Annotated in this window: 26 protein-coding genes; 16 read left to right on the top strand and 10 right to left on the bottom strand. The window is 44.1% G+C overall.

What is annotated here, in order from left to right:
* Positions 1-105 precede the first annotated feature (105 nt).
* Positions 106-1,059 carry a sensor domain-containing diguanylate cyclase gene (locus tag HLM86_RS07230; RefSeq protein WP_170882499.1) on the top strand — a complete coding sequence of 318 codons (954 nt, stop codon included), beginning with the start codon at positions 106-108 and terminating at the stop codon, positions 1,057-1,059.
* A gap of 23 nt (positions 1,060-1,082) precedes the next feature.
* Here the strand turns inward: HLM86_RS07230 and HLM86_RS07225 are convergent, their stop codons facing one another.
* Both HLM86_RS07225 and HLM86_RS07220 read right to left on the bottom strand, forming a co-directional pair.
* Positions 1,083-1,373, bottom strand: a complete 291-nt coding sequence (locus tag HLM86_RS07225) for a hypothetical protein (RefSeq protein ID WP_076588224.1) — start codon at positions 1,371-1,373, stop codon at positions 1,083-1,085.
* 103 nt (positions 1,374-1,476) lie between these two features.
* A complete protein-coding gene (locus tag HLM86_RS07220) occupies positions 1,477-2,346 on the bottom strand; it encodes a LysR family transcriptional regulator (RefSeq protein ID WP_367947042.1) in 870 nt (289 codons plus the stop codon).
* Positions 2,347-2,442: 96 nt separating this feature from the next.
* Between HLM86_RS07220 and HLM86_RS07215 the strand changes: the two genes are divergently transcribed.
* From HLM86_RS07215 to HLM86_RS07180, 7 genes are all read left to right on the top strand, one after another.
* On the top strand, positions 2,443-2,814 hold the full coding sequence (locus HLM86_RS07215; protein ID WP_076588218.1) for a nuclear transport factor 2 family protein: 372 nt from the start codon (positions 2,443-2,445) through the stop codon (positions 2,812-2,814).
* 277 nt (positions 2,815-3,091) lie between these two features.
* Complete coding sequence (locus HLM86_RS07205; protein ID WP_076588215.1) at positions 3,092-3,385, top strand: ArsR/SmtB family transcription factor; 294 nt, start codon at positions 3,092-3,094, stop codon at positions 3,383-3,385.
* Between the two features lie 167 nt (positions 3,386-3,552).
* On the top strand, positions 3,553-3,939 hold the full coding sequence (locus tag HLM86_RS07200; protein ID WP_076588213.1) for an MAPEG family protein: 387 nt from the start codon (positions 3,553-3,555) through the stop codon (positions 3,937-3,939).
* A complete protein-coding gene (locus HLM86_RS07195; protein ID WP_170882497.1) occupies positions 3,933-4,469 on the top strand; it encodes a DNA mismatch repair protein in 537 nt (178 codons plus the stop codon). The genes HLM86_RS07200 and HLM86_RS07195 overlap by 7 nt, the downstream gene beginning before the upstream one ends.
* Before the next feature lie 57 nt (positions 4,470-4,526).
* A complete protein-coding gene (locus HLM86_RS07190) occupies positions 4,527-5,114 on the top strand; it encodes a TetR/AcrR family transcriptional regulator (protein ID WP_076588209.1) in 588 nt (195 codons plus the stop codon).
* A gap of 91 nt (positions 5,115-5,205) precedes the next feature.
* A complete protein-coding gene (locus tag HLM86_RS07185) occupies positions 5,206-6,066 on the top strand; it encodes an alpha/beta hydrolase (RefSeq protein ID WP_170882496.1) in 861 nt (286 codons plus the stop codon).
* Positions 6,067-6,228: 162 nt separating this feature from the next.
* Positions 6,229-6,483: a DUF3081 domain-containing protein gene (locus tag HLM86_RS07180; RefSeq protein ID WP_076588204.1), complete on the top strand. Its 255-nt coding sequence runs from the start codon at positions 6,229-6,231 to the stop codon at positions 6,481-6,483.
* A 35-nt stretch (positions 6,484-6,518) separates the two neighbouring features.
* On the opposite strand, the gene HLM86_RS07175 is transcribed toward HLM86_RS07180, so the two are convergent.
* Together HLM86_RS07175 and HLM86_RS07170 are read right to left on the bottom strand one after the other, a co-directional pair.
* Complete coding sequence (locus tag HLM86_RS07175; RefSeq protein WP_076588202.1) at positions 6,519-6,875, bottom strand: MaoP family protein; 357 nt, start codon at positions 6,873-6,875, stop codon at positions 6,519-6,521.
* 422 nt (positions 6,876-7,297) lie between these two features.
* Positions 7,298-7,501 (bottom strand): hypothetical protein, encoded by a 204-nt coding sequence (locus tag HLM86_RS07170; RefSeq protein WP_076588200.1) that lies wholly within the window; start codon positions 7,499-7,501, stop codon positions 7,298-7,300.
* 168 nt (positions 7,502-7,669) lie between these two features.
* Here HLM86_RS07170 and HLM86_RS07165 point away from each other — a divergent pair, with 168 nt between their 5' ends.
* Genes HLM86_RS07165 through HLM86_RS07155 form a run of 3 tightly spaced genes read left to right on the top strand, consistent with a single transcriptional unit; the run spans position 7,670 to position 9,878 of the window.
* A complete protein-coding gene (locus HLM86_RS07165; protein WP_170882495.1) occupies positions 7,670-9,034 on the top strand; it encodes a DNA-3-methyladenine glycosylase 2 family protein in 1,365 nt (454 codons plus the stop codon).
* On the top strand, positions 9,031-9,513 hold the full coding sequence (locus HLM86_RS07160) for a methylated-DNA--[protein]-cysteine S-methyltransferase (RefSeq protein WP_076588196.1): 483 nt from the start codon (positions 9,031-9,033) through the stop codon (positions 9,511-9,513). Before HLM86_RS07165 ends, HLM86_RS07160 begins: the two co-directional genes overlap by 4 nt.
* On the top strand, positions 9,513-9,878 hold the full coding sequence (locus tag HLM86_RS07155) for a hypothetical protein (protein WP_076588194.1): 366 nt from the start codon (positions 9,513-9,515) through the stop codon (positions 9,876-9,878). Before HLM86_RS07160 ends, HLM86_RS07155 begins: the two co-directional genes overlap by 1 nt.
* Positions 9,879-9,898: 20 nt before the next feature.
* Here HLM86_RS07155 and nhaD read toward each other — a convergent pair whose 3' ends face one another.
* On the bottom strand, positions 9,899-11,332 hold the full coding sequence (gene nhaD / locus HLM86_RS07150; protein ID WP_170882494.1) for a sodium:proton antiporter NhaD: 1,434 nt from the start codon (positions 11,330-11,332) through the stop codon (positions 9,899-9,901).
* Between the two features lie 476 nt (positions 11,333-11,808).
* Here nhaD and HLM86_RS07145 point away from each other — a divergent pair, with 476 nt between their 5' ends.
* On the top strand, positions 11,809-13,560 hold the full coding sequence (locus tag HLM86_RS07145) for an EAL domain-containing protein (protein WP_170882493.1): 1,752 nt from the start codon (positions 11,809-11,811) through the stop codon (positions 13,558-13,560).
* A 10-nt stretch (positions 13,561-13,570) separates the two neighbouring features.
* Positions 13,571-14,017 carry a hypothetical protein gene (locus HLM86_RS07140; protein WP_170882492.1) on the top strand — a complete coding sequence of 149 codons (447 nt, stop codon included), beginning with the start codon at positions 13,571-13,573 and terminating at the stop codon, positions 14,015-14,017.
* A gap of 137 nt (positions 14,018-14,154) precedes the next feature.
* On the opposite strand, the gene HLM86_RS07135 is transcribed toward HLM86_RS07140, so the two are convergent.
* On the bottom strand, positions 14,155-15,459 hold the full coding sequence (locus HLM86_RS07135) for a dicarboxylate/amino acid:cation symporter (protein ID WP_170882491.1): 1,305 nt from the start codon (positions 15,457-15,459) through the stop codon (positions 14,155-14,157).
* Between the two features lie 1,147 nt (positions 15,460-16,606).
* Between HLM86_RS07135 and HLM86_RS07130 the strand changes: the two genes are divergently transcribed.
* A complete protein-coding gene (locus tag HLM86_RS07130; RefSeq protein WP_076588184.1) occupies positions 16,607-17,851 on the top strand; it encodes a PI-PLC domain-containing protein in 1,245 nt (414 codons plus the stop codon).
* A 128-nt stretch (positions 17,852-17,979) separates the two neighbouring features.
* On the opposite strand, the gene HLM86_RS07125 is transcribed toward HLM86_RS07130, so the two are convergent.
* A complete protein-coding gene (locus tag HLM86_RS07125) occupies positions 17,980-18,783 on the bottom strand; it encodes an SDR family NAD(P)-dependent oxidoreductase (RefSeq protein WP_170882490.1) in 804 nt (267 codons plus the stop codon).
* A gap of 248 nt (positions 18,784-19,031) precedes the next feature.
* Here HLM86_RS07125 and HLM86_RS07120 point away from each other — a divergent pair, with 248 nt between their 5' ends.
* Together HLM86_RS07120 and HLM86_RS07115 are read left to right on the top strand one after the other, a co-directional pair.
* On the top strand, positions 19,032-19,490 hold the full coding sequence (locus HLM86_RS07120) for a YaiI/YqxD family protein (protein WP_076588181.1): 459 nt from the start codon (positions 19,032-19,034) through the stop codon (positions 19,488-19,490).
* Between the two features lie 9 nt (positions 19,491-19,499).
* Positions 19,500-20,459: a LysR family transcriptional regulator gene (locus HLM86_RS07115; protein WP_170882489.1), complete on the top strand. Its 960-nt coding sequence runs from the start codon at positions 19,500-19,502 to the stop codon at positions 20,457-20,459.
* A 32-nt stretch (positions 20,460-20,491) separates the two neighbouring features.
* Here HLM86_RS07115 and HLM86_RS07110 read toward each other — a convergent pair whose 3' ends face one another.
* From HLM86_RS07110 to HLM86_RS07100, 3 genes are read right to left on the bottom strand one after another with little or no spacing between them, the layout of a single operon-like run.
* Positions 20,492-20,938 carry a copper chaperone PCu(A)C gene (locus tag HLM86_RS07110; RefSeq protein ID WP_170882488.1) on the bottom strand — a complete coding sequence of 149 codons (447 nt, stop codon included), beginning with the start codon at positions 20,936-20,938 and terminating at the stop codon, positions 20,492-20,494.
* Positions 20,935-21,537 (bottom strand): SCO family protein, encoded by a 603-nt coding sequence (locus HLM86_RS07105; protein ID WP_076588175.1) that lies wholly within the window; start codon positions 21,535-21,537, stop codon positions 20,935-20,937. Before HLM86_RS07105 ends, HLM86_RS07110 begins: the two co-directional genes overlap by 4 nt.
* Positions 21,534-21,962, bottom strand: a complete 429-nt coding sequence (locus HLM86_RS07100) for a hypothetical protein (RefSeq protein WP_076588173.1) — start codon at positions 21,960-21,962, stop codon at positions 21,534-21,536. The genes HLM86_RS07105 and HLM86_RS07100 overlap by 4 nt, the downstream gene beginning before the upstream one ends.
* Positions 21,963-21,974: the final 12 nt, after the last annotated feature.

Below are 21,974 nucleotides of genomic sequence, written 5' to 3'. Positions count from 1 at the left end.
CTGCTATCACAGTTTTTTACTTCGGTGAACAGTACCAAGCTTAAAACTCAGCAAGCTCAAAGTGGGGTGCTAAAATAGGGTCAAGGCTCATAACTTATTATCTCGATGAAAGCACCTGATAATACCAATGATGAAAAGCAACGAATCGACGATCTTCACTCGCTCGACCTTTTAGATAGTGAACCGGAAGAGCGTTTTGACCGTTTAACCAGACTCGCAAAGCGTTTGTTCGATGTTCCTATTGCCGTGGTCAGTTTGGTCGACAGTAATCGGCAGTGGTTTAAGTCTTGTGTGGGTCTTCCGGTTAGAGAAACGCCAAGAAATGTGTCTTTTTGCGGACACGCTATTCATGATGATAAACCTTTCATTGTTTGTGATGCGTCTCAAGATCCGAAATTTATGGACAACCCACTGGTGACAGACGAGCCTTACATTCGGTTTTATGCTGGTATTCCCTTGGTGTATAACAATGACACTAAACTGGGCACATTATGCATCATTGATACTGAACCCCGTCAGTTTTCTGAGCAACAGAGAAAAGATCTGATTGACCTAGCAAAACTGGCCGAGCAGCAACTTGATGCGACGATTCAAGCAACATTAGACCCTGTGACTCAGATCTCTAATCGTCGAGGCTTTTTTGAACTCGGTGCAAAATCCATGAGCTATTGTCGGATGGGAGGGTTTAGTATCGCATTAGCTTGTTTTGCTATTGATGTGGCGAAGACGACTGAGAATGGGGCGGAGAACCAAACTGAGGAAGATTATCTTCGCTCATTTTCTGACCTATTGGCGACCTCGTTTGGGGAGTCGGATATTTTTGCGAGAATTAGCGAGGATGAATTTGTAGTGCTGATGTCCGGGTTAACGGTTAAAGTGGCCGACATTGCCGTCGCTCGTTTTCGTAAAGCAGTCGAACAGTTCAATCGCCAGCAGAGCGTCACGATATATTTCGATGCAGGCGTGGCAGCCGTCAAACCTTCTTCGGGTGTGACACTTGATGCCTTGCTAGAAATGGCGCAGAAGAGTTTGCAAGAAGGAAAGTACCTGAACCGTTAGCACTTCTCTTCTGCGTGCTGATGTCATAGATCTCTCATCAATATTTCGAATTCTTCGTTTGCTTCAATAATCAAGCGGCGCAGCTCCGTTGCATCTTGGTCGTTAAGATCCATTTGCCAGTCATCCTGAGCTTCTTTACCTTTGATTCGAGTTTTACCCTCAAGCTTTTCAAAGCTGACATTGCACAGTTCAGCCTGATGGTGCTCATTTTTTTCAATAATATCAACGCCTAACAACCCTGCTGGGTTGACCTCGATGTGAGCGTGAAAGTGGCGTGTTCCTTTTAGTTCGTAATCTCTAAAGGTTGAAATCATGCGAGTCTCCTTGGTCTTTTTCAATGGGTTTAACAAGTTTAGGTCACTGGTTTTGACTCTAAGATGAAATTATCGTGACGTTTGTTCCAGAATCTTACTTTGTTTATTTATTTGTCAGTGATGCAAGCATGTGTTCGATGGATTCGATAGCCATGGACACGGTAGGTGGTGGCGATAGAGAATACGGATGTAGAGCGTAGACGCTATTTGGCAAGAGTTGATAATCCTCGTCACAGGGTTGAAGGTTCGGGTATTGTTGAAGACAAAACTCGGGTATCAAGCCAACGCCCATATTGAGCTCAATCATATGGGCAACCTGATGGACAGTATTGGCGTTATGATGGGTCGTGAAGGACAAGGTTTTTTCATCCTCTTTGACTCTATGCTGTAAATGGTGAGTCACCAATTTAGGCTGCCATTGGTTGGCGATATATCGGCTTGGTACCATGAACGGCTTGATGTGGCGAGGTTGGCAGAGAATGTCTCGAAATTGGCCGATTCTTTTTTGTTTGAGGCGGCTATCAGGAGATTGACCGACTCTTATCGCAAGGTCAATGTTGTGTTGCATTACGTCCAATTGGCGATCTTCGGCGAGTAAGCTTAGGGAAACTTTGGGATAGTGCATAAACGCTTCACTCAATGCAGGAACGACAATACTGTCCATCAGTGCGACAGGAGCGGTCACACAAAGGTTACCCTCTGGCTCTGTTTGTAACTGGCGTATATCTTGCCAAGCTACTGACATCACGTCATTCATCTTGATGCAGTGTTGATAAAATCGTTCTCCTGAAGAGGTCAGCGACTGCTTTCTGGTGGTTCTCTTTAAAAGTGAGCAGGATAAATCACTCTCCAGTTGTTTCAGCTGTGTACTCAGCACTGATTTCGATAAATTTAATTTCTCGGCTGCCTTTGAAATAGAACCGGATTCGACGATGGCTTTGAAGATCATCATTTGCTTATATTGGCTCATCATTGTTCTCTTTTAGTAAACATTCATTTCTAATTTATCTGTTTTTCTTTGTTAATCCCAGCGTTAAACTTTTTCCATCAATCGCAGAGGAGAAATACTATGTCCCAATTCGTTTTAGATGCTTGCCAAGCCGGTATCGATGCATGGAAATCCGCGTTTAACCTTCAGGACGCGAAAGGATGCGCTCAACAGTATGCCGAAGAGGCCGTGATGGTAGCCAAACCATTTGGTACATTTGAAGGTCGCCAGCAGATAGAGGCATTTTGGCAACACATTGTGGATGAGGGGTTTAAAGATGTGGCATATACAGAAATTACTTGGAAAAAAGTGGATGACAGCAATTACGTGCTCTCGTCAAAATGGACAATGAACAAAGCGTATGGCTTAGTTCACAAAGAGGTCTGGACGTTGCAAAATGATGGGAAAGCGCGCTTAACTTATGATGAGTTTGAAGTCCTTGGTGAACGATAGTTACGATGGTACGGTCACCAGCTTTGATCATAAATCATCAGGTTTCTCGTGAGGGGGGATGTCAGCCTCGAACCAATGAAAGCGTCTGCTTGTCGTGTCTATTCGATCACTTTGTTGTTTAAGTTCCAAAAAGAGCGTCACTTCCCAGCCTTAGGAGGGAATAAAAAAGCGGTGCAAGCGGTATTGTATTTTCGCTGCGTCGATACTCAATAGACACTCATTGCAAATAACTAATGTTTCCATTATTGTGGAAATATTAGTTATGCGAGGAGTATGTATGGAACTTGAAGCTGTCGCGAAAGCGTTAAAGGAGCTTGGCCATCCAACGCGTCTTTCCATTTACAAACGTGTTGTCAAAGCGGGCTATAAAGGCATTGCCGTCGGCGCGATTCAGGAACAATTGACTATCCCCGGTTCGACTTTGTCGCATCATATTTCCAGTTTGGCGTCTGCGGATCTGATTAGCCAGAGAAGGGAAGGTCGCACGCTTTATTGTGTAGCGCACTATCAGTGCCTTGATCAAGTGATTGGGTTTTTGCAAGGTGAATGCTGTGCTGACGAACAGTGCTGACGCCATTTTTTCAGGTTGAGACTGATTGAGAAAAGTGACCCTCGTGTATTTTGGGTTTTAGTCTGCTTGACGCCACACATATGTATTTTAACTCAACTTTCTCTCTCGTTTTTGAAATTATTTTCTATAATAATCAAAATGATCAATACATTAAGGGAGAGTAGAGGATGATTACTGCATTGTATGCATCCATCTATACAGGGTTAATGGTTTGGCTCGCGTTTGAAGTCATCAAACAACGTCGCGATGCTCAAGTGGCCTATGGAGATGGTGGTGTGAATGGTTTGCAAGTTGCCCGTACGGCTCAGGGCAACGCGATGGAAACGATTCCTATCACGATTATTTTGATGGCGCTGGTGGAATATAATGGCGCTGTTCCTTGGATGATTCACCTCGCTGGGGTGGTGTTTCTGATCGGCAGAATTTTTCATGCAAAAGCCGTATTGGCAGAGAAGTTTAAAGGGCGCATCTTGGGAATGAAGCTCACTTTTCTCACTATGCTGGCATTGATGTTGTTAAACCTGTTCTACCTTCCTTTCGGTAAGTTGTGGTAAATCCATCGAGATTGCCGCCTCCATGGGTATTAGTACTGGTTGGCCTCATTCTTAACATTCTAGCGATTGTCATGTCGAGTGTTGTGCTGGATCGGCTTGGTGCTCAGATCATGACCTTGTCTGAACAAAAAAATGAAAATACGTACTCTATTCAGCTGGTTTGGAACCGTATTGAAACGCTCGAACGCAAGCGGGAAGTCGTGTTACTTTATGTGAGTTTAAAGGGAGAGAATCAGGTAGCGAATGCGCTACAAACGGCATTTCAGGAGCAAATGACGCTTTGGGTCGGTAGTGAGGTCCCCTTGATCACAAGCGACAACCTGACTCGGATAATGGCACAAATCAATCAGTTGCAGCAGCGCTATCGTGATCAGATAGATGAATATTACCTCAAAAATCTGAGTTTGGCTGAGGCGATGATGACGTTGAATGAAAAAATTGCTTGGTATAAAAATATTGGGTTATTCTTACAAGTGTTCGGGCTAACCCTGATTTTGGCGCGTGATCTCGCTCGAAAGCCGCCACTGTAACGTTATTTGCTGTAAAGCACCAATATGCTAGCAATAAAGTAGATAGGTGAGTGGAACATGAGTAAAGGCAAGGTTACCCGAGATAATATTTTATGCCAAGCATTTGAACTGGCGAGTGAAAATGGTTTGGAAAGCCTGACTATTGGTGAATTGGCTAAGCAATGTCAGATGTCCAAAAGTGGCTTATTTGCGCACTTTAATTCAAAAGACAACTTGCAGATTGCCGTCATTGAGTATGCGAATCAGGTTTTTATTCAAAGGGTGATTTCGCCTGCTCGTCAGTGTGACCCGCTCAATCAAACACAGAAAATTAAGGCATTACTGGACAATTGGTTAGGTTGGAATCACTCGTTTCAAGGGAGCTGTATGTTTCTTGATGCGTGGAAAGACGCGAGCCTTACCCAAAGTCCAACCCAAAAGGCATTACAAAAAACGCTGACCATATGGATAGACTATCTGAAGATACAGGTAGAGAAAGGGGTTGATACGGGAGAGTTCAGCTCGTTTCTTGATCCTCAGCAAGCAACTTTTGAGCTGTATGGTTTGTATTTGAGCGCACATTTGTTCTATTCTACTCATGGAGAACAAGCCAGTTACCCGCATTTTTGGCAAGGGGTTGAGCGTTTGATGACGAGTTGGAAATAGAAGGTAATAGGCCGAGGTATTGGACTCGGCCTATTGTTTGTTTTTAAATAGCACGATCGTGCTATTAATGGGAAGAGTAAAGGATAGATGTATGAGTGAAAAGATTTATTTTAGCACCGCAAACAGGTTCAGCGTTAAGAAGAGTCTTGTTAACCTGACTACACGTCTTCATCATACATTGGCTCCGAGCCATGCTAAATCGACAGCTCGCAAGCTCCTGCTTACGCCTGCGAGAACCAAGCCAAAAAACCGCCCTCCTCAAGGTTTGCGTATGGGAGAAGTTGAATCAAAAGAGGGCCTATTGACCACGTATCAGCTCGGCAGCGGGCCGATTTGGATATTGACTCATGGTTGGTCAGGCACCGCCAGTCAGTTTTTTCCTTTGATGGTTCATATGGCGTCTCAAGGATACACGGCGCTCGCTTATGACCATCCGGGACATGGACAAAGTGGCGGGCGATATGGCCATATACCGGCTTTCGTTCATGGATTAGACGCTATTCTTGATAGTGTGGATGAAGTGGCTGGTTTGGTCGGTCACAGTATGGGAACGGCATCGGCCCTTGAGTGTCATCATAGGAAGCTGGTTGACAAGCCTCTACTATTAATTGCGCCTGTGCTTGATTACTTAGACAACTTGTTTAGCAGCATCAAGCGCTCTGGGTACTCGATGAAATTATTCAACGCGATTGTTTCAGATGTTGAGGAACAATATCGCTATCCAGTTCAGTCCATTGATCCTTACAGCAAGTTAAAACAGCGTCGCTCACCAACCATTATTGTTCATGATCAAGACGATCAGTTTACCCATTATTCGGTTTCGCAAAACGCGGATCGAGAAATGGATAGAGTAACGCTCATCTCGACTCAAGGACAAGGTCATGGGCGAGTGATGAAATGTCAGGAAGTCATGCACGGTTTTGATCAACTGATCCTTGGTCAGCCGATGTGAGTATGATCGTTATCCCTAAAATAAGGGTGTAATTGCGAACCAGAACACCTTTTTCGATGTAATTAGGAAATGGGGCAAAAAGTTGAGGTCTAATTGCGATAACTTAGTTTCAGTCTTGATAAAGTCGAGTTAGCCTTACCGTTCAACGACAGAGAGCTATTTATGAAAAATGAACTCGATCCCACCAAAATTTTGCATGCCTATGAAACCGTGATGACTCATGGTACACCTACCGAATATGGCAAAATATATCAAGGAGTAGAAGCCTTCTCCGATTATGATGGCTATACCGTGTACCTGCGAGGCAATGGCGTGGAAATAAAAATAGGGTTCCACAATACCTATCATTTGGACTACGATCAGGAACATCGTCGCGATAGTTTTATCAAAAAGGTTTACCAGCTAGCGAAATCGTGATGGCTATGCGCAATGGCTGAAACTCAAGTAATCCCTTAATCACTGTCCATCAAGGGGCTGAAATCGAGTTCGTTCTCCTTCAGGTGAGGTTTATTGCGGCCAGCTAAAGGGTAAAAATTTTTCCGGCTACGTGAAAGATGGATGTATTTCAGCCAGACACGTTCCAGCTTAGTGGCTGGGGCTGCCCCGCCCTGTGTCACGAACAGGAAATGACATTCCTCTGCCGTCTGAGGGGCAAGTTGACCACTTTCTATGCCCATCATTGTCTCACCATAAAGAATCAGTAACGCGTCTTCTGCGATCGTGAAATTCCCCGATTTAGCAAAACCTCGTGGGAATTTGGTGTTGTCGTAAAAACGCTTTTTTCCTTGACGAAATGGGTTGTTAATCATTGTGTTACCTCGATAGTGCTACCCGATGAAACTGAGCCGAAAACGGACGGAAAGATAAATAGAAACACAGCTGTTTTATCGTGTTATTTGGGCAAACTCATGACAGTAAAATCACAGTTTTGTGATAGAGACTTTTGCTTGAAGCTTGAGTACGCGAATCACCAAAGAGACGCAGACAGAATCGTGTCTAGGGAAACAAAGTGGTGAGCGCGGATTGAACGGGCTATGGATGGCCGAAAGTTTGCTAAATGGAGCAAGAGTGAGTTGAGTGTGTTAGGGATACCAAGGCATCGGTTTTTATGGCGCCACGGCAATCGTTAGGAAGCGTCTGGGGTCATTGGGCGAATTGAATCAATGAAAAAGGCGAGGTCCACTGGCATGTGTACTGTCGCCTTAACAATTAGGGTCAGATCACTGTGTGATTATAAATCCATTAAACTTTCTATCGACTCTTCTATCGATAGATTGTTGTAGGAATGAACGATCTGTCCATCGGTAGCATCAATCGATATTTTGTTGATACCCGATATACCGTGACGTTCAATCACACCCAAGCTCTGTTCTACATTGTCACACTTTAGTGTGTGATTATCTTTAAGCACGATCGTACAAGTGTGGAGATTCATAGCCAACTTCCTTATTTTTATTTGTACTTTATTATTTGTACTGCATTCTAACTCTAGAAGAGTTTAAACTGATAGCAAATTCGATTAAGTTCCGAAAATGGCGAGCGTTGAATGGCCTATCCATTAGACTCAGGGCGAAGTGAATGACAAGTTTGAGGAATAGATATTGTGAATAGGTTATCACTTTTGTCTTTGCAAGAATGCCAGAGTGCTCGCCAAGCACGAGATGCTAGGTTTGACGGACGTTTTTATATTGCGGTTAAAACCACAGGTATTTTCTGCCGACCTATATGCCCTGCCAATTTACCCAAAGAAGAAAATGTTGAATATTTTTTTGAAAAAGCTCAGGCCCTTCAAGCAGGGTATCGGCCATGCCTGCGCTGTCGGCCTGATAGTGCTCTTAGCTCTTGGGCGTGGAAAGGCGTTGAAACCACCTTTTTACGCGCAGCTCAAATGATAGAACAAGGCGAGTTACAACGAGTGACTTTGTGTGAGTTGTCTGAACGTTTAGGGATCAGTGATCGCTATTTGAGGCAGCTATTCCATGACCATTTAGGAATGTCACCCAAACAGTATGCATTGGCACATCAATTGATGTTTGCCAAGCAACTCCTTCATGTCAGTTCGATGCCGATTACAGACATCGCTTTTTCCAGCGGGTTTAATAGTGTTCGACGCTTCAACGACGCGTTTAAAAAAGTGATGAGTTTGACGCCAACCCAAGTGAGGAAAAATCACAATTATAGGGTTGGGGAAGTTAATCATATTGATTTGATGTTTAAAGGCCCACTTGATTGGCAGTACATGCTAGATTTTTATCGTCGACGTGCTATCGACGGTTTGGAGAGCGTTGATCAAAATAGCTACCAGCGCCAATTTACCCTCCATGGTTCCAATGGCTGGTTTCGTGCCCGTTGCCTAAAATCAAATGTGATGCGGGTTGAGTTTGAATTGTCAGATATACGATGTTTAAAAGCGCTAGTTACCCACTTACGCAGACTGTTTGATCTTGACTCGAACATTGAGATAATTGAGCAGAAACTGCGCAGTGTTAGCCGTGATTTGGTGCAGAGGCGTGGGATCAGGATCCCTGGTGTGTGGGACCCTTGGGAAGCGGGTGTTCGAGCCATTCTTGGCCAGCAGGTCTCGGTCAAAGCCGCAATTGGGCACCTCAATCTGTTGGTAAAGACACTTCAACCTTACAAGATCAGTCATTTCCCGACGCCAAAGGAATTGGCAATGGCTGACTTAAGCTTTTTGCGTATGCCCCAAAGTCGTAAAGAGACATTGTCAAGATTTGCTCAGTTTATTGATCAACAACCTCAGGCAGATTGGTCACAGTGGCTTGAGGTTAAGGGGATTGGTCCTTGGACGGTAAATTATGCAAAGCTTAGAGGTGCCTCGGAGCCCAATTGCTTTTTGGATGGCGATCTCGTGGTCAAGAAAGCCCTAAACCAATTTCCGACTTTGAATGCTCAAAGTGCCTCTCCTTGGGGCAGCTATGCAACCTTCCATTGCTGGAGCCAAGTATGAAAAAAAGTTATACCACCTTTGATTCCCCCTTAGGGATGGTTACGGTTCAAGCCAATGAGCTTGGACTGACGGGGGTCTGGTTTGAGACTCAGACCACACAACCTGAAGAGTTAGGCACAAGCCAAATAGAACATCCTATACTTATTAAAGCAATCAAACAGTTACAAGAGTATTTTCTCGGTGAACGGCAAGAGTTTGATCTACCCTTATCAGCAGAGGGTACAAGATTCCAAAAACAAGTATGGAAGGCATTGACGGAAATACCGTTTGGAGAGGCTTGGAGCTATCAACAACTCGCAGAAATGATCGGAAATCCCAAAGCGGTGAGAGCGGTAGGGGCGGCCAATGGTAAAAACCCGATTTCTATCATTGTGCCTTGCCATCGGGTGATTGGTAAGAATGGCCAAATGACAGGTTACGCAGGTGGTTTGGAAAGAAAAGTGGCGCTATTAAATATTGAACATTGGGAACCTGAGTGATGCAGTTAAAAAAAGGAATCTTTTCCTTGTTGGTGATGCTAACGCTGCAAGGATGTTTTGAAGAAAAACTTGATCGATTGATCAATAAGCAAACTTACGAATTTGAGGGTGTGTATGAAAACCTCTACACGCAAGACTTGCTCATGTTTCAAGATGCAATGGTTACCATTAGCATTGTTGGCGCACCAGATGTGACCAAGCCTTTTTCTGTCGACGACAACTTTCTCACGATAACCATGGCCAGTAATTCAAGAGAAAAACGCGAAGATATTGTCATGCGTATTCATGGGAAAAATGAAGCCCTGACATGCAGTGCCTGCGCCAGATATCACTTGGCCAGTGTGTGGCAAAGACGTTTGGAATAAGCATTGGATTAATGCCTAATTTAAAATAAGGCGTTATTCAGCAGCAGATGCAACGCAATACTTGCCGCATAGCCAATTGCAATCACAGGCAACCACTTGAGGTGTCCAAAGAAGGTGTACTTGCCATGTGCGGCTCCCATCAAAGCGACTCCCGCCGCAGATCCAATAGACAGTAAACTCCCCCCCACACCAGCGGTGAGCGTGACCAGTAACCAGTTGCCCATACTCATGTTAGGCTCCATGGTCAGCACGGCAAACATAACCGGAATATTATCGACAACAGCAGACATCAGGCCGACCATCACATTCGCCCAGACCGGATTCCACTGTGTATACATAAGTTCCGATACTAATCCAAGGTAGCCAAGTAGGCTTAGACCACCGACACACATTACCACCCCATAAAAAAACAATAGGGTATCCCATTCTGCATGAGATACTCGTCTAAAGACATCAAAGGGCACGACAGACCCCAAGCGTTTTAGGGCTTCATCATCGCGATTGGCGATGGCGCGTGAAGCTTTCCGATGCAACGAGGCCTTGAGCGTTTTACGCAGAAAAAAACCGAAAAACTGAAGATAGGCAAGCCCCATCATCATGCCGATAACGGGAGGGAAATGTAACGCGGCATGAAAAGCGACTGCGGTGGCAATGGTGAGAACAAACAAAGCGACGATTCTGCGTGCCCCACGCTTGAGTTCAACGTGTTGGTGAACCACATTTGGGTGCGTTTTTGGTACAAACCCAGACATGATGATGGCTGGGATCAGATAATTGGCAACCGCCGGCAAAAATAATGGCAAGAACTCAGAAAAAGACACATACCCTGCCTGCCAAACCATCAAAGTGGTGATATCGCCGAAGGGGCTGAAGGCACCGCCCGCATTAGCGGCAACCACAATATTAATACAGGCCAAATTGATAAACTTGGTATTGTCACCAGCGACTTTCATCACGACGGCGCACATAAGAAGAGCGGTTGTCAGGTTATCGGCAACCGGAGAGATAAAAAAGGCCAGCACTCCTGTTAGCCAGAACAAGGATCTAAAGTTGAACCCTTTGCTAACCATCCATGCTTGAAGGGCATCAAAGAGCTTCCTTTCTTCCATCGCGCTGATGTAGGTCATCGCAACTAAGAGAAACAGCAGCAGTTCAGCATATTCAAGCAGGTTATGTTCGAGTGCTGACTTGGCTACCTCAATGTCTCCATGTTGAGTGTAAACATAGCCAATCATTGCCCAAATTAGGCCTGCGGCCAGAAGCACGGGTTTAGATTTTCTGAGAGATAAGTATTCTTCAAGCATCACCAGAACATATGCACTCGAGAAGATCAACAATGCGGCATAACCAATGGCGGATTCAGTTAAAGGGAGTGTTTCTGTATCGGAGAAAGCAGCTAACGCAGAAAAGGGAACTAATAAGAGAGCAAAAAGAGCGAACCGCTGCAATGTCATACTTTCATTCCTTGAAAGAGGGGAAGTTATCGAGGGCCTATTCTAGAGAGCTTTGAAACTCAAGGATGTGAGGCAGGTTTGATCTGGTTGAATCTTAGGTGTTTGTATCGTCAAACAGCCGCTGAACAGTCAAAGTTATGGTATTGGTTACAGCCTGAAAGAGGGAATGAAGTAAAGAGGTCATCCATGAACATGCCATCAATGATCATAGACTTCTTGTATTTGAAGGAGAGTTTCCAACAAAAAAGATGGATACTTATACGGTTATCTTATTGAAAGTTAGCTTGCCCGTTTATTTCTGGTAAATATCGTCAAAAGTTCAATTTAACCTTATAGCTATTGAGTTTAGGTTTGCTGAGGCAGGTATTATTTTTAATTATTTATATTTAATCCAGTTAAATTATCATTAATTTACTAAAGAAAAGTGACGTGTTCGTTTAGTTTAGCTGTTTGTATTTTGAGAAATGGCACAAGTAATGATGTATTCATTTAGCCTAAATGCTGGTAGGTCATTGGTTTTCAACGACAACTTATTATACAGCGTGGGTGTTGTTGAACAAGATAAAGATCTCGACAGCCAATATGAATATGAGTGTTATCTTAGCGACAAAGAACAGTTCGTTTTAGAGTACCTAATCAAGAATGCGTCGAGGCGAGATCCGGTGAGCCCCTTATCTATCGAAGCCGCTTACAGAGAGACGTTTTCTGAAAAAATCAGTACGCATTCGTTAATCAACATCATCGCTTCGCTGCGTAAAAAATATAAATGGCTTGTTGCTCAATATGATGGAACGGTGAATGACGCACAGCTGGTCGTCAATGCCTTTGGTCGAGGTTATTACATTGACTTAGATCGTTTATCAAACCAGCAGCTCAACGCTAAGCTTGCGACACATTTTAACCGCTACCAGCCCAGCTTGTTAAGTATGCTTAAAACCTTTGCTGATATATATCATCGCAGTTTTCTCAATAAGGCGGTATGGATCCTTTTCAGTGCAGGGCTGGTTGTGGCTTTCCTCTACGGTTTACAAATTTGGCAACTCTCGTCGATGATTGACAAATACAGCCGTAATCACGCACAGGTTGCAGATAAAATACTCGCTCTGGGGTGTGATGACCGTTCGAGCATTACGGAATTTGATCGTTCTCTCAGTTTAGATTCTGCCTTGTTCGTCTCCCGCTCCCAAGCGTGTTTAATTGACCGAGATGGCATCCGTCAGCTCAGTGTTAATGAAACAAAATTGTTACTCGAAAGACCTGAGTTTATCTACATGTCGGCTCAAAGCGCGGAGGCCGAAACGCGCCTGATAGGGCGTATATCCAAACGCTCTTTTGAGCATCACTACCACAATCATCTATGGCCCATTTTGGTGAGTTCAATCGTGATAAGTCACCAAGGGGAGGATGTTGTTAGTATCGGCGTGCCCTTTAGTGGTATTCGTATTTCTGCCGTTGAATTTGAAAATGGAACCCGCGTTTTTTTCTATAGTGATGCGCTTTTTCTTGAGTGGTTCATCATGGCATTATTTTTGTTGCTGGCGCGCTATGGGAAAACTATCAGCCAGTTTGGTGTTTTTTGTTGTGATTGGTCGTCGTCGCATTTTAAGCTTGAGAAAGTCATAGATACCCATCGAGACACAGTGCTTTACTACGAAGTTCTTACTAACCTAAAGCGCAGAAGTATCGTGCAGTATATCGATAACCTAGTTTCAAATCAGTGGATGACTTTCCATACCATTATGATTATAAAGACGATCGCCAAAGCAAGATCGGGAGGGGTATTGGGTGTCTATGGGGTCAATATCTGTCCGAGTTCTTTGCTCAATAGCCAATTTGCCAATTTGGAAAAATACCTGCGCCTTTTACCTGCGAAGCAAGTGGTGCTTGAATTAACTGAAAGTGCCAAACTGCATTACAACAAAGAAATTTACGCTAACGTCAATAAGCTTAAACGTCTCGGTTTTACTATTGCTCTTGATGACTTTGGAACAGGGCAAAGCAATATTGAAATTGTCAGTAAAATTTGCCCCGATTACCTCAAAGTAGATATGGGTTTTGTGTTAGGCATTGAATCAGAGCAACATAAACGCGAATTATTGATGACATTGCTGGATATTGGACGATTGTCGGGGTGTCAGGTTATTCAGGAAGGTGTTGAAACACGTTCCCAACAAGATATCCTGCATAAGATGGGCTATCGCCTGCAGCAGGGCTATCTGTATACCTAGGTCTATAAATATGACTCGGCGAAATACTAAAAACTTTTCAGATTTGTTTGTTGCAGGTGAGCCGCGTTGCCATCTCTGTGGTAGCACGCTGGTTTTTGAAGAGGAGCACACATGTAGCCAGTGTGATTACGCCTTTGGTTACTTTGAACGTTTTAGTGAAACCCATGAACGAGAGATGATCTCCGCCTTGGTTGAGTTGGACGTTACCAGACGCAGACTTGCTAACCTGATCCTTAGTTCCCATTCTCTATTCTGTTTGGATATCGAGCTCTTAAGGGAGATAAAAACAAAAATAGATTCTGTGCTCAACCTGATGACTCTAACGGAGACGAATGACGAAGTGAATAAACTTATCATTCATAACAGCAAAGAAATTCGAGGTTTACTCACAAATAAATCATTCTACTTACTCACCTCTGATTTATCAGAGATTAAGCTAAATGGAAATAAACTCTGAGCCTCACTCCCCCAAACCACTGAATCTGCTTCTTATCTGTCAGGCAACCAAGCGTTGCAACTTCGCTTTTTTAAAACTGTAAATACATCATGTCTCTGTATAAAAAACCCCATGTAAACATGGGGTTGAAGAAACATTTATGCGGGGGATTTTGTTAACTTAATTTTGTCTTCGCTTTCTCCGGCGGTGGGATCTTTAAAACGAGACTCATCAAGCGCTCCTTCCGATTTCGCAACAATCACAGTGACAGCACTGTCACCAGTAATGTTAACCGCTGTACGAATCATATCCAATAAACGGTCAACACCCATGATGAGGGCAATACCTTCCAGTGGGAGTCCAACTTGATTGAGGACCATGGCTAACATGACTAGACCGACTCCAGGCACACCAGCGGTTCCGATTGAAGCGAGTGTTGCTGTCATGATCACCATCAGGTAATCCGACATGCTAAGGTCGATATTAAACGCCTGTGCAATGAAAGCGGTTGCCACGCCCTGCATGATGGCAGTGCCATCCATATTCACTGTTGCCCCTAGAGGTACAGTAAAAGACGCTATGCGGTTTTCAACACCCATGCGATTTTTCACGGTTTCCATGGTAACAGGAATGGTCGCGTTAGAAGACGCAGTGGAAAAAGCGAACATAATCGCATCTTCCATTTTTTTCAAGAACGTGATGGGGCTGAGTCCGGTAAAACCTTTGAGCATCAGGCTATAAGTTACTAACCCATGAAGCACTAGCGTACCGGATAGAACTAAGAAATACTCGGCCAGTTTGAGTATAGCGCTTAAATCGAGACCAGTGAACAGCTTGGCCATTAAGAAGTAAACGCCAAAAGGTGCCAAATTCATCAAGATGGCAACCAGTTTCATAATCACTTCGTTGAGGTCGGAAAAGACAGCCGCAATACGCTCTCCCGGCTTACCTGCTGCACTGATGGCGATTCCAAACAGAACCGCAAATACGATCACTTGTAAGGTTTTACCTTCTGCCATCGCACCGATGGGGTTGGTCGGGAACATGTTGATGATCACCTGTCCCAAAGAGGGGGCTTCTGCAGATGAGAATGAACTTGCTGTGTTGAAATCTGCGCCTGCACCAGGCTGAAACAGGTAACCCATAGCTAAGGCTAAACTAATGGCTATGGCGGTTGTGGTGATATAAAAGGCGAGCGTTTTGCCCCCCATTCGACCTAATGTTGCTAAGTCTTTTAAAGAGCTTGTACCACAGACCAGCGATACAAAAACTAGGGGTACGACAAGCATTTTTAAGCTGGCGACAAAAATTTGGCCACCGACTTCAAACAATCCATTAACGATGTATGCGTCGACAAATCCGTTGTCGGCAAAAAGGCTGCGAATGGCAAACCCTGTCAAGATACCTGCGACCATACCCAGTATAACTCGGCTGGTAAGCGACATCGGTTTCTTGGTATTCATAATGAACACTCCTTATAGTTATGCACCTTGAGTTCATTTCAAGGCGAGCTGGAGGTTATCAGGCCCATCGGGAAATAAAAAAGCAAAATGTCATTACAGAGCAATAGATGTGATCATTGTCACCAGATACCATGGTTATTTAACCATGAATTAACAAGTTAACTCATTTAAATATTCATTTGTCGATAGGTGTTTACAGTTAATGAGTGGTGGCTTAAATATTCAGTATGAGTCATTACATGAGAGATAATATGCATACTACTTAAACCATTAAAATGAAATGAATATTTAGTCATAAAGATCATATAGGATTTTTGGGCTTATATAATGGCCTAATCACATCATTATTATTTATTGAATTCCAATTAATGAACATTGGTGTTTATAAAATATTATCGATGTTCAGAGGCTACGTTTTCTTTTATCTGCGTGTAAATACAGTGAACGATATTAACTTTGATTGAGGCTCTGTTCTTCATAGAAGAGGGTATTGAAATCACTATCAATACCAGAATTTAACGGGTGACAAACAGCAATGCCGCAATGTTGCGTCTTGTCGGCGATGCTTGCCAAAAAAAGCCCGCATGCAGCTGCGGGCAAAGGTACTGCTTTCCAACTGCAGTGGATGTGCAGATTGCAATACGGTAGCGGGCGGTGGCACGGGTTGATTGGGGTTTCAGATGAATAATGACGAAAAGTGGACGATAGATTCCGGATCCCCTCTTTCTCGCCGTGTAATGGCGGTTGATTAGGAGGCTGACTTGGGAGACCTTGCTTAGCCTATCAAAGTCAATATCTGATTACTCATCGCGGAGCTGTTGGCAATACGGAACTCTTTTTTATGTTGTTGAACTTAGGTAGGGGAGAGCCTAGCCGTTTGACATTCTCTGCGTCATGGAGACTTCTTGATCAAAATAGTCAGGCTTGTACGGTTTGATAGGAGGAAAAACGCATCTGGCATTATTGTAATAATATTCATATTAATGAATGATTTAGTATTAGTTACCTATTTCGATCCATGTGTGATTTTTTCTTCTACACTAAATCAAGTTGTTGAACTTGTATACATGAGGCGATCTTTTCTGTGTAACGCTCAAAATGTGTTCGTTTTTTCGCCGATATAAGCTTTATAAAGGAGTATTGCTTTATGACCATGCCAAAACATGTCGCTGTGGATAATTTGAAAGAGGCGAAAAGAATTTACGGCGAGAATCTTACCCGTATTGATCAAGTCACGAATATGAACACGGGTTTTAAAGGTTGGCGCTTTCTCAACCGTCCGAATGCCGTCAATATCACCAAGCTGGATAAATGGATCAACGAGATGATGCAAACCAAGAAGGGAGTGATGCAGAATCGTCCTCTTGCGGCATTTACTTTGCCCGGTGCGCACGATGCAATGACATATGCCTACCGAGGTAGTGTGTTTAGTAGAAATATCGCGACTTTCATTTATGGTGGTACGAAAACTCAGACTTTGACGTTAGTCGCACAGTTTAAAATGGGGATACGTTTTTTCGATATTCGTGTGCATGCCGATAAAGAAGGTCACTTATATGGTGAGCATGGCGGGATTAAGTTTACCCATGTGGATGCGCGACAGGAAATACGCCGTTTGTTCATTTTGGCAAAGTGCAAAAATGAACCGATAGTTATCAAGTTTAAACACAACAAAGAGGCCTATCCGATTTTAAAGCAAATTGCCAGCGACTTTAGCCCTCATATTATGAACACCAGAGATTATTGGCACAAGCCGGTGAGCCAATGTATTAAAAAAGGCAAAGTGATTTGTCTTTTTCACAAGAAAAAATCTCGGAATTGGAAGCATAAGGTTGGCCTCAAATCGTTCAAACAATATGAAGATGAAAAAAGTTGGTTTGGTAGCTATTCCAAACACAAAATGGGTGGATTTTCTAACACTCACTTTTTGAAAAAACACGCCAAGTACGTCAATAAAAATATTGATAGCTCGCCGACACTAAAAGAAGAGCGGCTCAAAGTTATTTCTCTAAATATACCCTGCGTATCGACCAATGCTGGCCGATTGGCGCTTGATACTGCGACAGGTTTGGGCGTTTTGAGTGCTCGAGTTGCAATGCCATTGGATGACCCTTCACGTTGGATTAAATGGGTTGGCCTTTACAAAAGTGTCAAAGATATTGAGAACGAACCGGATGTAAAGCGCATCAATAAGGCACTGGTTAAAAAAATGACAGCGTTAGTCGATTCATGGTACACCGCACTTTACGATATCAATTATGGGCACCGTAACGCTATGGCTCTTGCTGATAAAGTCACGGGTATGGTATCTGGTGTTGTCGGGATGGATTTTGTGGGAGACAAACGACAATTGGTGTTGGAGTTAATCGAACTCAACAATCGAGATTTCTAAAGTCTTATATACCCGTCGGGCCAATAACAAGGTTAGCGAGTGTTTTGCGTCGACAATGCTGTGCGTGGGTGAAGCAACGCCAGAGTTTTTTCTCTGGCTATATCCAGTGGCAACATTTTAGGCTAGGTTTATTGGCAGGAGAGTATTGACTCCATCGCCGCGATCAGTTGAGACATAGCGTGTTGATCGGCGGCGGCAGGGTGGGGCGATGCAAAAGCTTCAATATCATTGTCGAAGTAGGCTCCGTGGGCTTGGCTGAAATCTTCATTTAAGGTTGCACGCACCAAAATCTCGGCTCCTAGTTTCAGATCACCGCCTGTAATCCCGTAAGCTTCTTGGACCATTTTACTGCCAAGAAGTGATTTCGGGTTGACTGATACAATCACTGGTCCCATCGTTTTATGCTTGAGTCCTAAATACTGAGACCACATGGTTAAGGCAAGCTTGCTCTGTGCATAAGCGGCACTATCACTTAGCGTTGCCTGCCCCTTTAAGGCATCAAGGCTGACAGGGGCTTGGGCTGCCGAGGATAAGTTAATGACCCGCCCTGACGCTGATAATATAGGAAGTAATTGCTTGGTGAGTAGGTAAGGGGCTAGCGTATTCACCACAAATCGTACATCCAGTCCTTGAGAATTGGTAGGTTGTGAAGTGGTATACACACCCGCATTGTTAATAATGATATCGAGCTTACCCACCCGTCTAGCGATGTCTTCCGCCATAGACTTAACATTGTTCAGTTCAGACAAATCGGTCAGAATACCTTCGACGTTTTGATCAGAACCGGACGCTTTCAGCTCAGTGATGACTTTCTCAAGTTTATCGGGGTTGCGGCCATGGACAATGATACGATGGCCGAGACCCCTCAGTTTTTTCGCTGTTTCATACCCAATTCCGTCGGTAGCGCCTGTGATAAGAATAGTGTTTGCCATGGTTGAGTTCTCTTTTTAATAAGGCGTACTGGAAAAGTAACGTCGTGAGCAGACAACAACGTTTGGTGGCGTTGAAGTCTGTTGTTTGATCAATAGCTTAGTATAGTCCTGACATATAAGGGTTATGGTGTTGGTTATTTTTCGAGGCCGAACAGTGAGACAGGGCGGCGGTGAATTTAAATAACGCTATTCACACTCTGACTTTTGCGGTGTAATAGGCACGAATTTATGGTTTAGGAACAGAATGAATGAAAATTTGGGTAGATGCAGACGCATGTCCTGTTGTGATTCGAGACATTTTATTTCGGGCGTCGGAGCGCACAGGTGTTGAAGTGACCTTGGTGGCGAATCAATTTATTCGAACGCCAGCGTCCCCCAAAGTGACCATGTTACAGGTTCAGTCTGGCTTTGATGTCGCGGACAATGAGATTGTGCAACGTTGTCAGGCTGGGGATCTTATTATCACCAGTGATATTCCTCTTGCCGACGAGATCATAACAAAAGATGGGCATGTTCTGAGTGCACGCGGAGAGTGGTTCACTAAAGAAAACATAAAATCGCGCCTTAATATTCGTGATTTTATGGAAACAATGCGCAGCAGCGGAGTGCAAACTGGGGGCCCTGCGCCATTGAATCAAGCGGACAGACAGCAGTTTGCCAACCATTTGGACAAATGGTTAGTCCAGTGGAAACGGGCCCAAAACTAAGAGAAGACGATGTCCCTGATTAATCAGTTATCTTTATTTATTGATGTAGTGCAACAAGGCTCTTTTACCAAAGCGGCCGAATTGCATAATATGGACAATTCGTCTTTGTCCAAGCAAATCAAAAAACTGGAAGCAGAGTTGGGCTTGCAGCTACTCAACCGTTCAACCCGTTCGTTTTCATTAACGCCTGCTGGAGAAGATATCCTTGCTCAGGCACATCATTTGGTCGCGACGCTTGGCCATGTTCATGCCATTGCGGATTCTTACCAAGCTAAGCCGAAGGGGCGGGTCCGTATCACCGCTCCCCTGCATATTGGCCAGAATTATCTCCAACCAGTGATTGCCGAGTTTATGCGACAGTTTCCGGATGTAGAGATTAATTTGCAGATGGATGATAAGCGCTCTGATATTATTTCTGACCGTTTTGATGTTGCTTTTCGGTTAGGGCGGTTAGAAGACTCGAGCCTGATTGCTAAGAAGATCGCTGATATAAGGCCAGTGATTTTGGCTTCAGAAGCCTTTCTTGCCTGCCATGGAGAACCCGAAACGCCGGACCAACTCATTCAATTGCCTTCAGTAATATACAGCAATGGACCATTGACGGTGGATACGGTCAGGATCAGTGAAATGCCGACATCTGGGGTTTATCGGAACTACAAAATGTCCGGTAAATATAAAGTGAACGATGTCCAGACTCTGTTAGCGGCGATTCAGGATGGTATCGGGTATGCGATGATTTCTTCATCAAACCTTAACCGACCGATTAGTGAGTTGCGGCTTAAACCTATTTTAACTCAATACGCATTGTGTAATCGAGGGGTGGCACTCTATGCGATTTATCCTCACCGCAAGCAAACCGCTTTGGTAAAAGCGTTTATTGAAGCCGTTGGCGCTTACATCGGCACCCCTCCAGTATGGGAAAAACATATCCCACATTTTTCTACACTTTATCCGAGTGAGCGTAAATAACCCGGCGACTTTCACCGAGTCGTCAGCCAGTACTAGTGATGGTGTTTCATACCACTCATGACGTTTTTGATCGGAGCGTCGATGGTTTGTTGTTCGCCATTTGCAAATGAGAGGGTGACTTGGATGTTTTCACCTTCGATTAATGGTTGCTTCAGATCAAAAAGCATAATGTGCAAGCTGCCGGGTTTAAGTTCTATCATTCCGTTTGCTGGGATCTTGATTTTTTGTACCTGACGCATTTTCATCACATCACCCTGTTTGATGACATCATGAAGTTCAACCTTGCCAGCGGCCTCAGTTGTTGCAGAAACGATGAATCTGTCGGTATCTCCCTTATTCATAATTTCACTGAAGACAGCGCTGGTTTCGGCGTGAGGTGGTGTTGCACGAGCATAAGTGCCGTGCGTGGTCAGGTCTGACGTCGCGTGAGCAAAGGGGCTCGCTGCGATTGAAGCTAAAAGAAGCATTTTAACGTTCATGAGGTTTTTCCTTGAGACTTAATGGTTTTCATCGCCTCAACCAAGGGAGCTGGTGTTAGCGTATGCGGAACTTTAGTAATCAATGTGCCATCTGGTTTTAAGAAATAAAAATAGGAGCTATGATCGAGTGTGTATTTTAGCTCTGAGTTTTCCAGTTTGGTTTTACGAAAAATAACGCCATACTTATGTGCCAGTGGGGTCGTGATGTCCAATGGTGCAGACAGGCCCTCTATCTGCGGGTGAAAGTACTGCGCATATTGGTAGGAATCTGCCGCCGCATCACGCTCTGGATCAAGAGAAATAAAAACGGGCCTGAACGCAGATTTTACTTCGTCATTCACTTGATTGAGTGCACCAGCCAGCATGGCTAAAGAAGTGGGGCAGACATCTGGACAGCGAGTAAAACCAAAGTAGACGATTCGTACTCTTGGGTCTGTTTTATCAAAGATTTCGACAGACTTGCCGTTTTCACCAAACAAAATAGTCTTCTTGCTGGTTTGTAAAGGTACAGTCGTTGGGGCATCGGTGTTCAGATAGGCTTTTATACCAAAGCCTAATGCAAAGGCGGCGACTAAAATTAATGACCAGCGCTTGTTCATTGTTCCATCCTAATCGAAGTGTGTACATTTTGTGTTCCGTCGGTAATAAATCCGACCCATGTCATGGCGTCTGTGGTGCAAATCGGCAGTATAATTTTACCCGTGAAGAGGTCTGGATCGCTTTTGTTGAGCTGGAACACAGTGGTCCCCATTTCCATTTCATAACCTTGTAGCAATAGGGTTAAATTCTCTCCCTGTGCGTCTGGCCACTCAACCGTCACCTCGGTGGCGATCAGTGGCTGACTGATGTCTCGGTCTACGGTAATGCGAACTTGATCAATTTGACAAGGTTGTGTCGTGAGCAAGCAGTAATCTGCTAATGATTTGGATTTTGAGCGTCCTACTCCCCAGTGGTACAGGTCACTGGCAAAAAAGCCAATTCCGATGGTGATTGTGAGTATTAGCAGTTTCAATATGGAAGACACGTTGTGTCTCTA

It is taken from the genome of Vibrio ostreicida, assembly GCF_013074385.2.
Taxonomy (GTDB): Bacteria; Pseudomonadota; Gammaproteobacteria; order Enterobacterales; family Vibrionaceae; genus Vibrio; species Vibrio ostreicida.
This window is presented reverse-complemented; position numbering and strand designations above follow the sequence as displayed.

Bases quoted from the DNA above. Each gene is read 5' to 3' on its own strand.
- HLM86_RS07190 (WP_076588209.1), top strand. From the start codon at position 4,527: ATGAGTAAAGGCAAGGTTACCCGAGATAATATTTTATGCCAAGCATTT.
- HLM86_RS07145 (WP_170882493.1), top strand. From the start codon at position 11,809: ATGATGTATTCATTTAGCCTAAATGCTGGTAGGTCATTGGTTTTCAAC.
- HLM86_RS07140 (WP_170882492.1), top strand. From the start codon at position 13,571: ATGACTCGGCGAAATACTAAAAACTTTTCAGATTTGTTTGTTGCAGGT.
- HLM86_RS07135 (WP_170882491.1), bottom strand. From the start codon at position 15,459: ATGAATACCAAGAAACCGATGTCGCTTACCAGCCGAGTTATACTGGGT.
- HLM86_RS07230 (WP_170882499.1), top strand. From the start codon at position 106: ATGAAAGCACCTGATAATACCAATGATGAAAAGCAACGAATCGACGAT.
- nhaD (WP_170882494.1), bottom strand. From the start codon at position 11,332: ATGACATTGCAGCGGTTCGCTCTTTTTGCTCTCTTATTAGTTCCCTTT.
- HLM86_RS07120 (WP_076588181.1), top strand. From the start codon at position 19,032: ATGAAAATTTGGGTAGATGCAGACGCATGTCCTGTTGTGATTCGAGAC.
- HLM86_RS07185 (WP_170882496.1), top strand. From the start codon at position 5,206: ATGAGTGAAAAGATTTATTTTAGCACCGCAAACAGGTTCAGCGTTAAG.
- HLM86_RS07130 (WP_076588184.1), top strand. From the start codon at position 16,607: ATGACCATGCCAAAACATGTCGCTGTGGATAATTTGAAAGAGGCGAAA.
- HLM86_RS07155 (WP_076588194.1), top strand. From the start codon at position 9,513: ATGCAGTTAAAAAAAGGAATCTTTTCCTTGTTGGTGATGCTAACGCTG.
- HLM86_RS07225 (WP_076588224.1), bottom strand. From the start codon at position 1,373: ATGATTTCAACCTTTAGAGATTACGAACTAAAAGGAACACGCCACTTT.
- HLM86_RS07205 (WP_076588215.1), top strand. From the start codon at position 3,092: ATGGAACTTGAAGCTGTCGCGAAAGCGTTAAAGGAGCTTGGCCATCCA.
- HLM86_RS07170 (WP_076588200.1), bottom strand. From the start codon at position 7,501: ATGAATCTCCACACTTGTACGATCGTGCTTAAAGATAATCACACACTA.
- HLM86_RS07160 (WP_076588196.1), top strand. From the start codon at position 9,031: ATGAAAAAAAGTTATACCACCTTTGATTCCCCCTTAGGGATGGTTACG.
- HLM86_RS07200 (WP_076588213.1), top strand. From the start codon at position 3,553: ATGATTACTGCATTGTATGCATCCATCTATACAGGGTTAATGGTTTGG.
- HLM86_RS07220 (WP_367947042.1), bottom strand. From the start codon at position 2,346: ATGATGAGCCAATATAAGCAAATGATGATCTTCAAAGCCATCGTCGAA.
- HLM86_RS07125 (WP_170882490.1), bottom strand. From the start codon at position 18,783: ATGGCAAACACTATTCTTATCACAGGCGCTACCGACGGAATTGGGTAT.
- HLM86_RS07115 (WP_170882489.1), top strand. From the start codon at position 19,500: ATGTCCCTGATTAATCAGTTATCTTTATTTATTGATGTAGTGCAACAA.
- HLM86_RS07110 (WP_170882488.1), bottom strand. From the start codon at position 20,938: ATGAACGTTAAAATGCTTCTTTTAGCTTCAATCGCAGCGAGCCCCTTT.
- HLM86_RS07215 (WP_076588218.1), top strand. From the start codon at position 2,443: ATGTCCCAATTCGTTTTAGATGCTTGCCAAGCCGGTATCGATGCATGG.
- HLM86_RS07180 (WP_076588204.1), top strand. From the start codon at position 6,229: ATGAAAAATGAACTCGATCCCACCAAAATTTTGCATGCCTATGAAACC.
- HLM86_RS07105 (WP_076588175.1), bottom strand. From the start codon at position 21,537: ATGAACAAGCGCTGGTCATTAATTTTAGTCGCCGCCTTTGCATTAGGC.
- HLM86_RS07175 (WP_076588202.1), bottom strand. From the start codon at position 6,875: ATGATTAACAACCCATTTCGTCAAGGAAAAAAGCGTTTTTACGACAAC.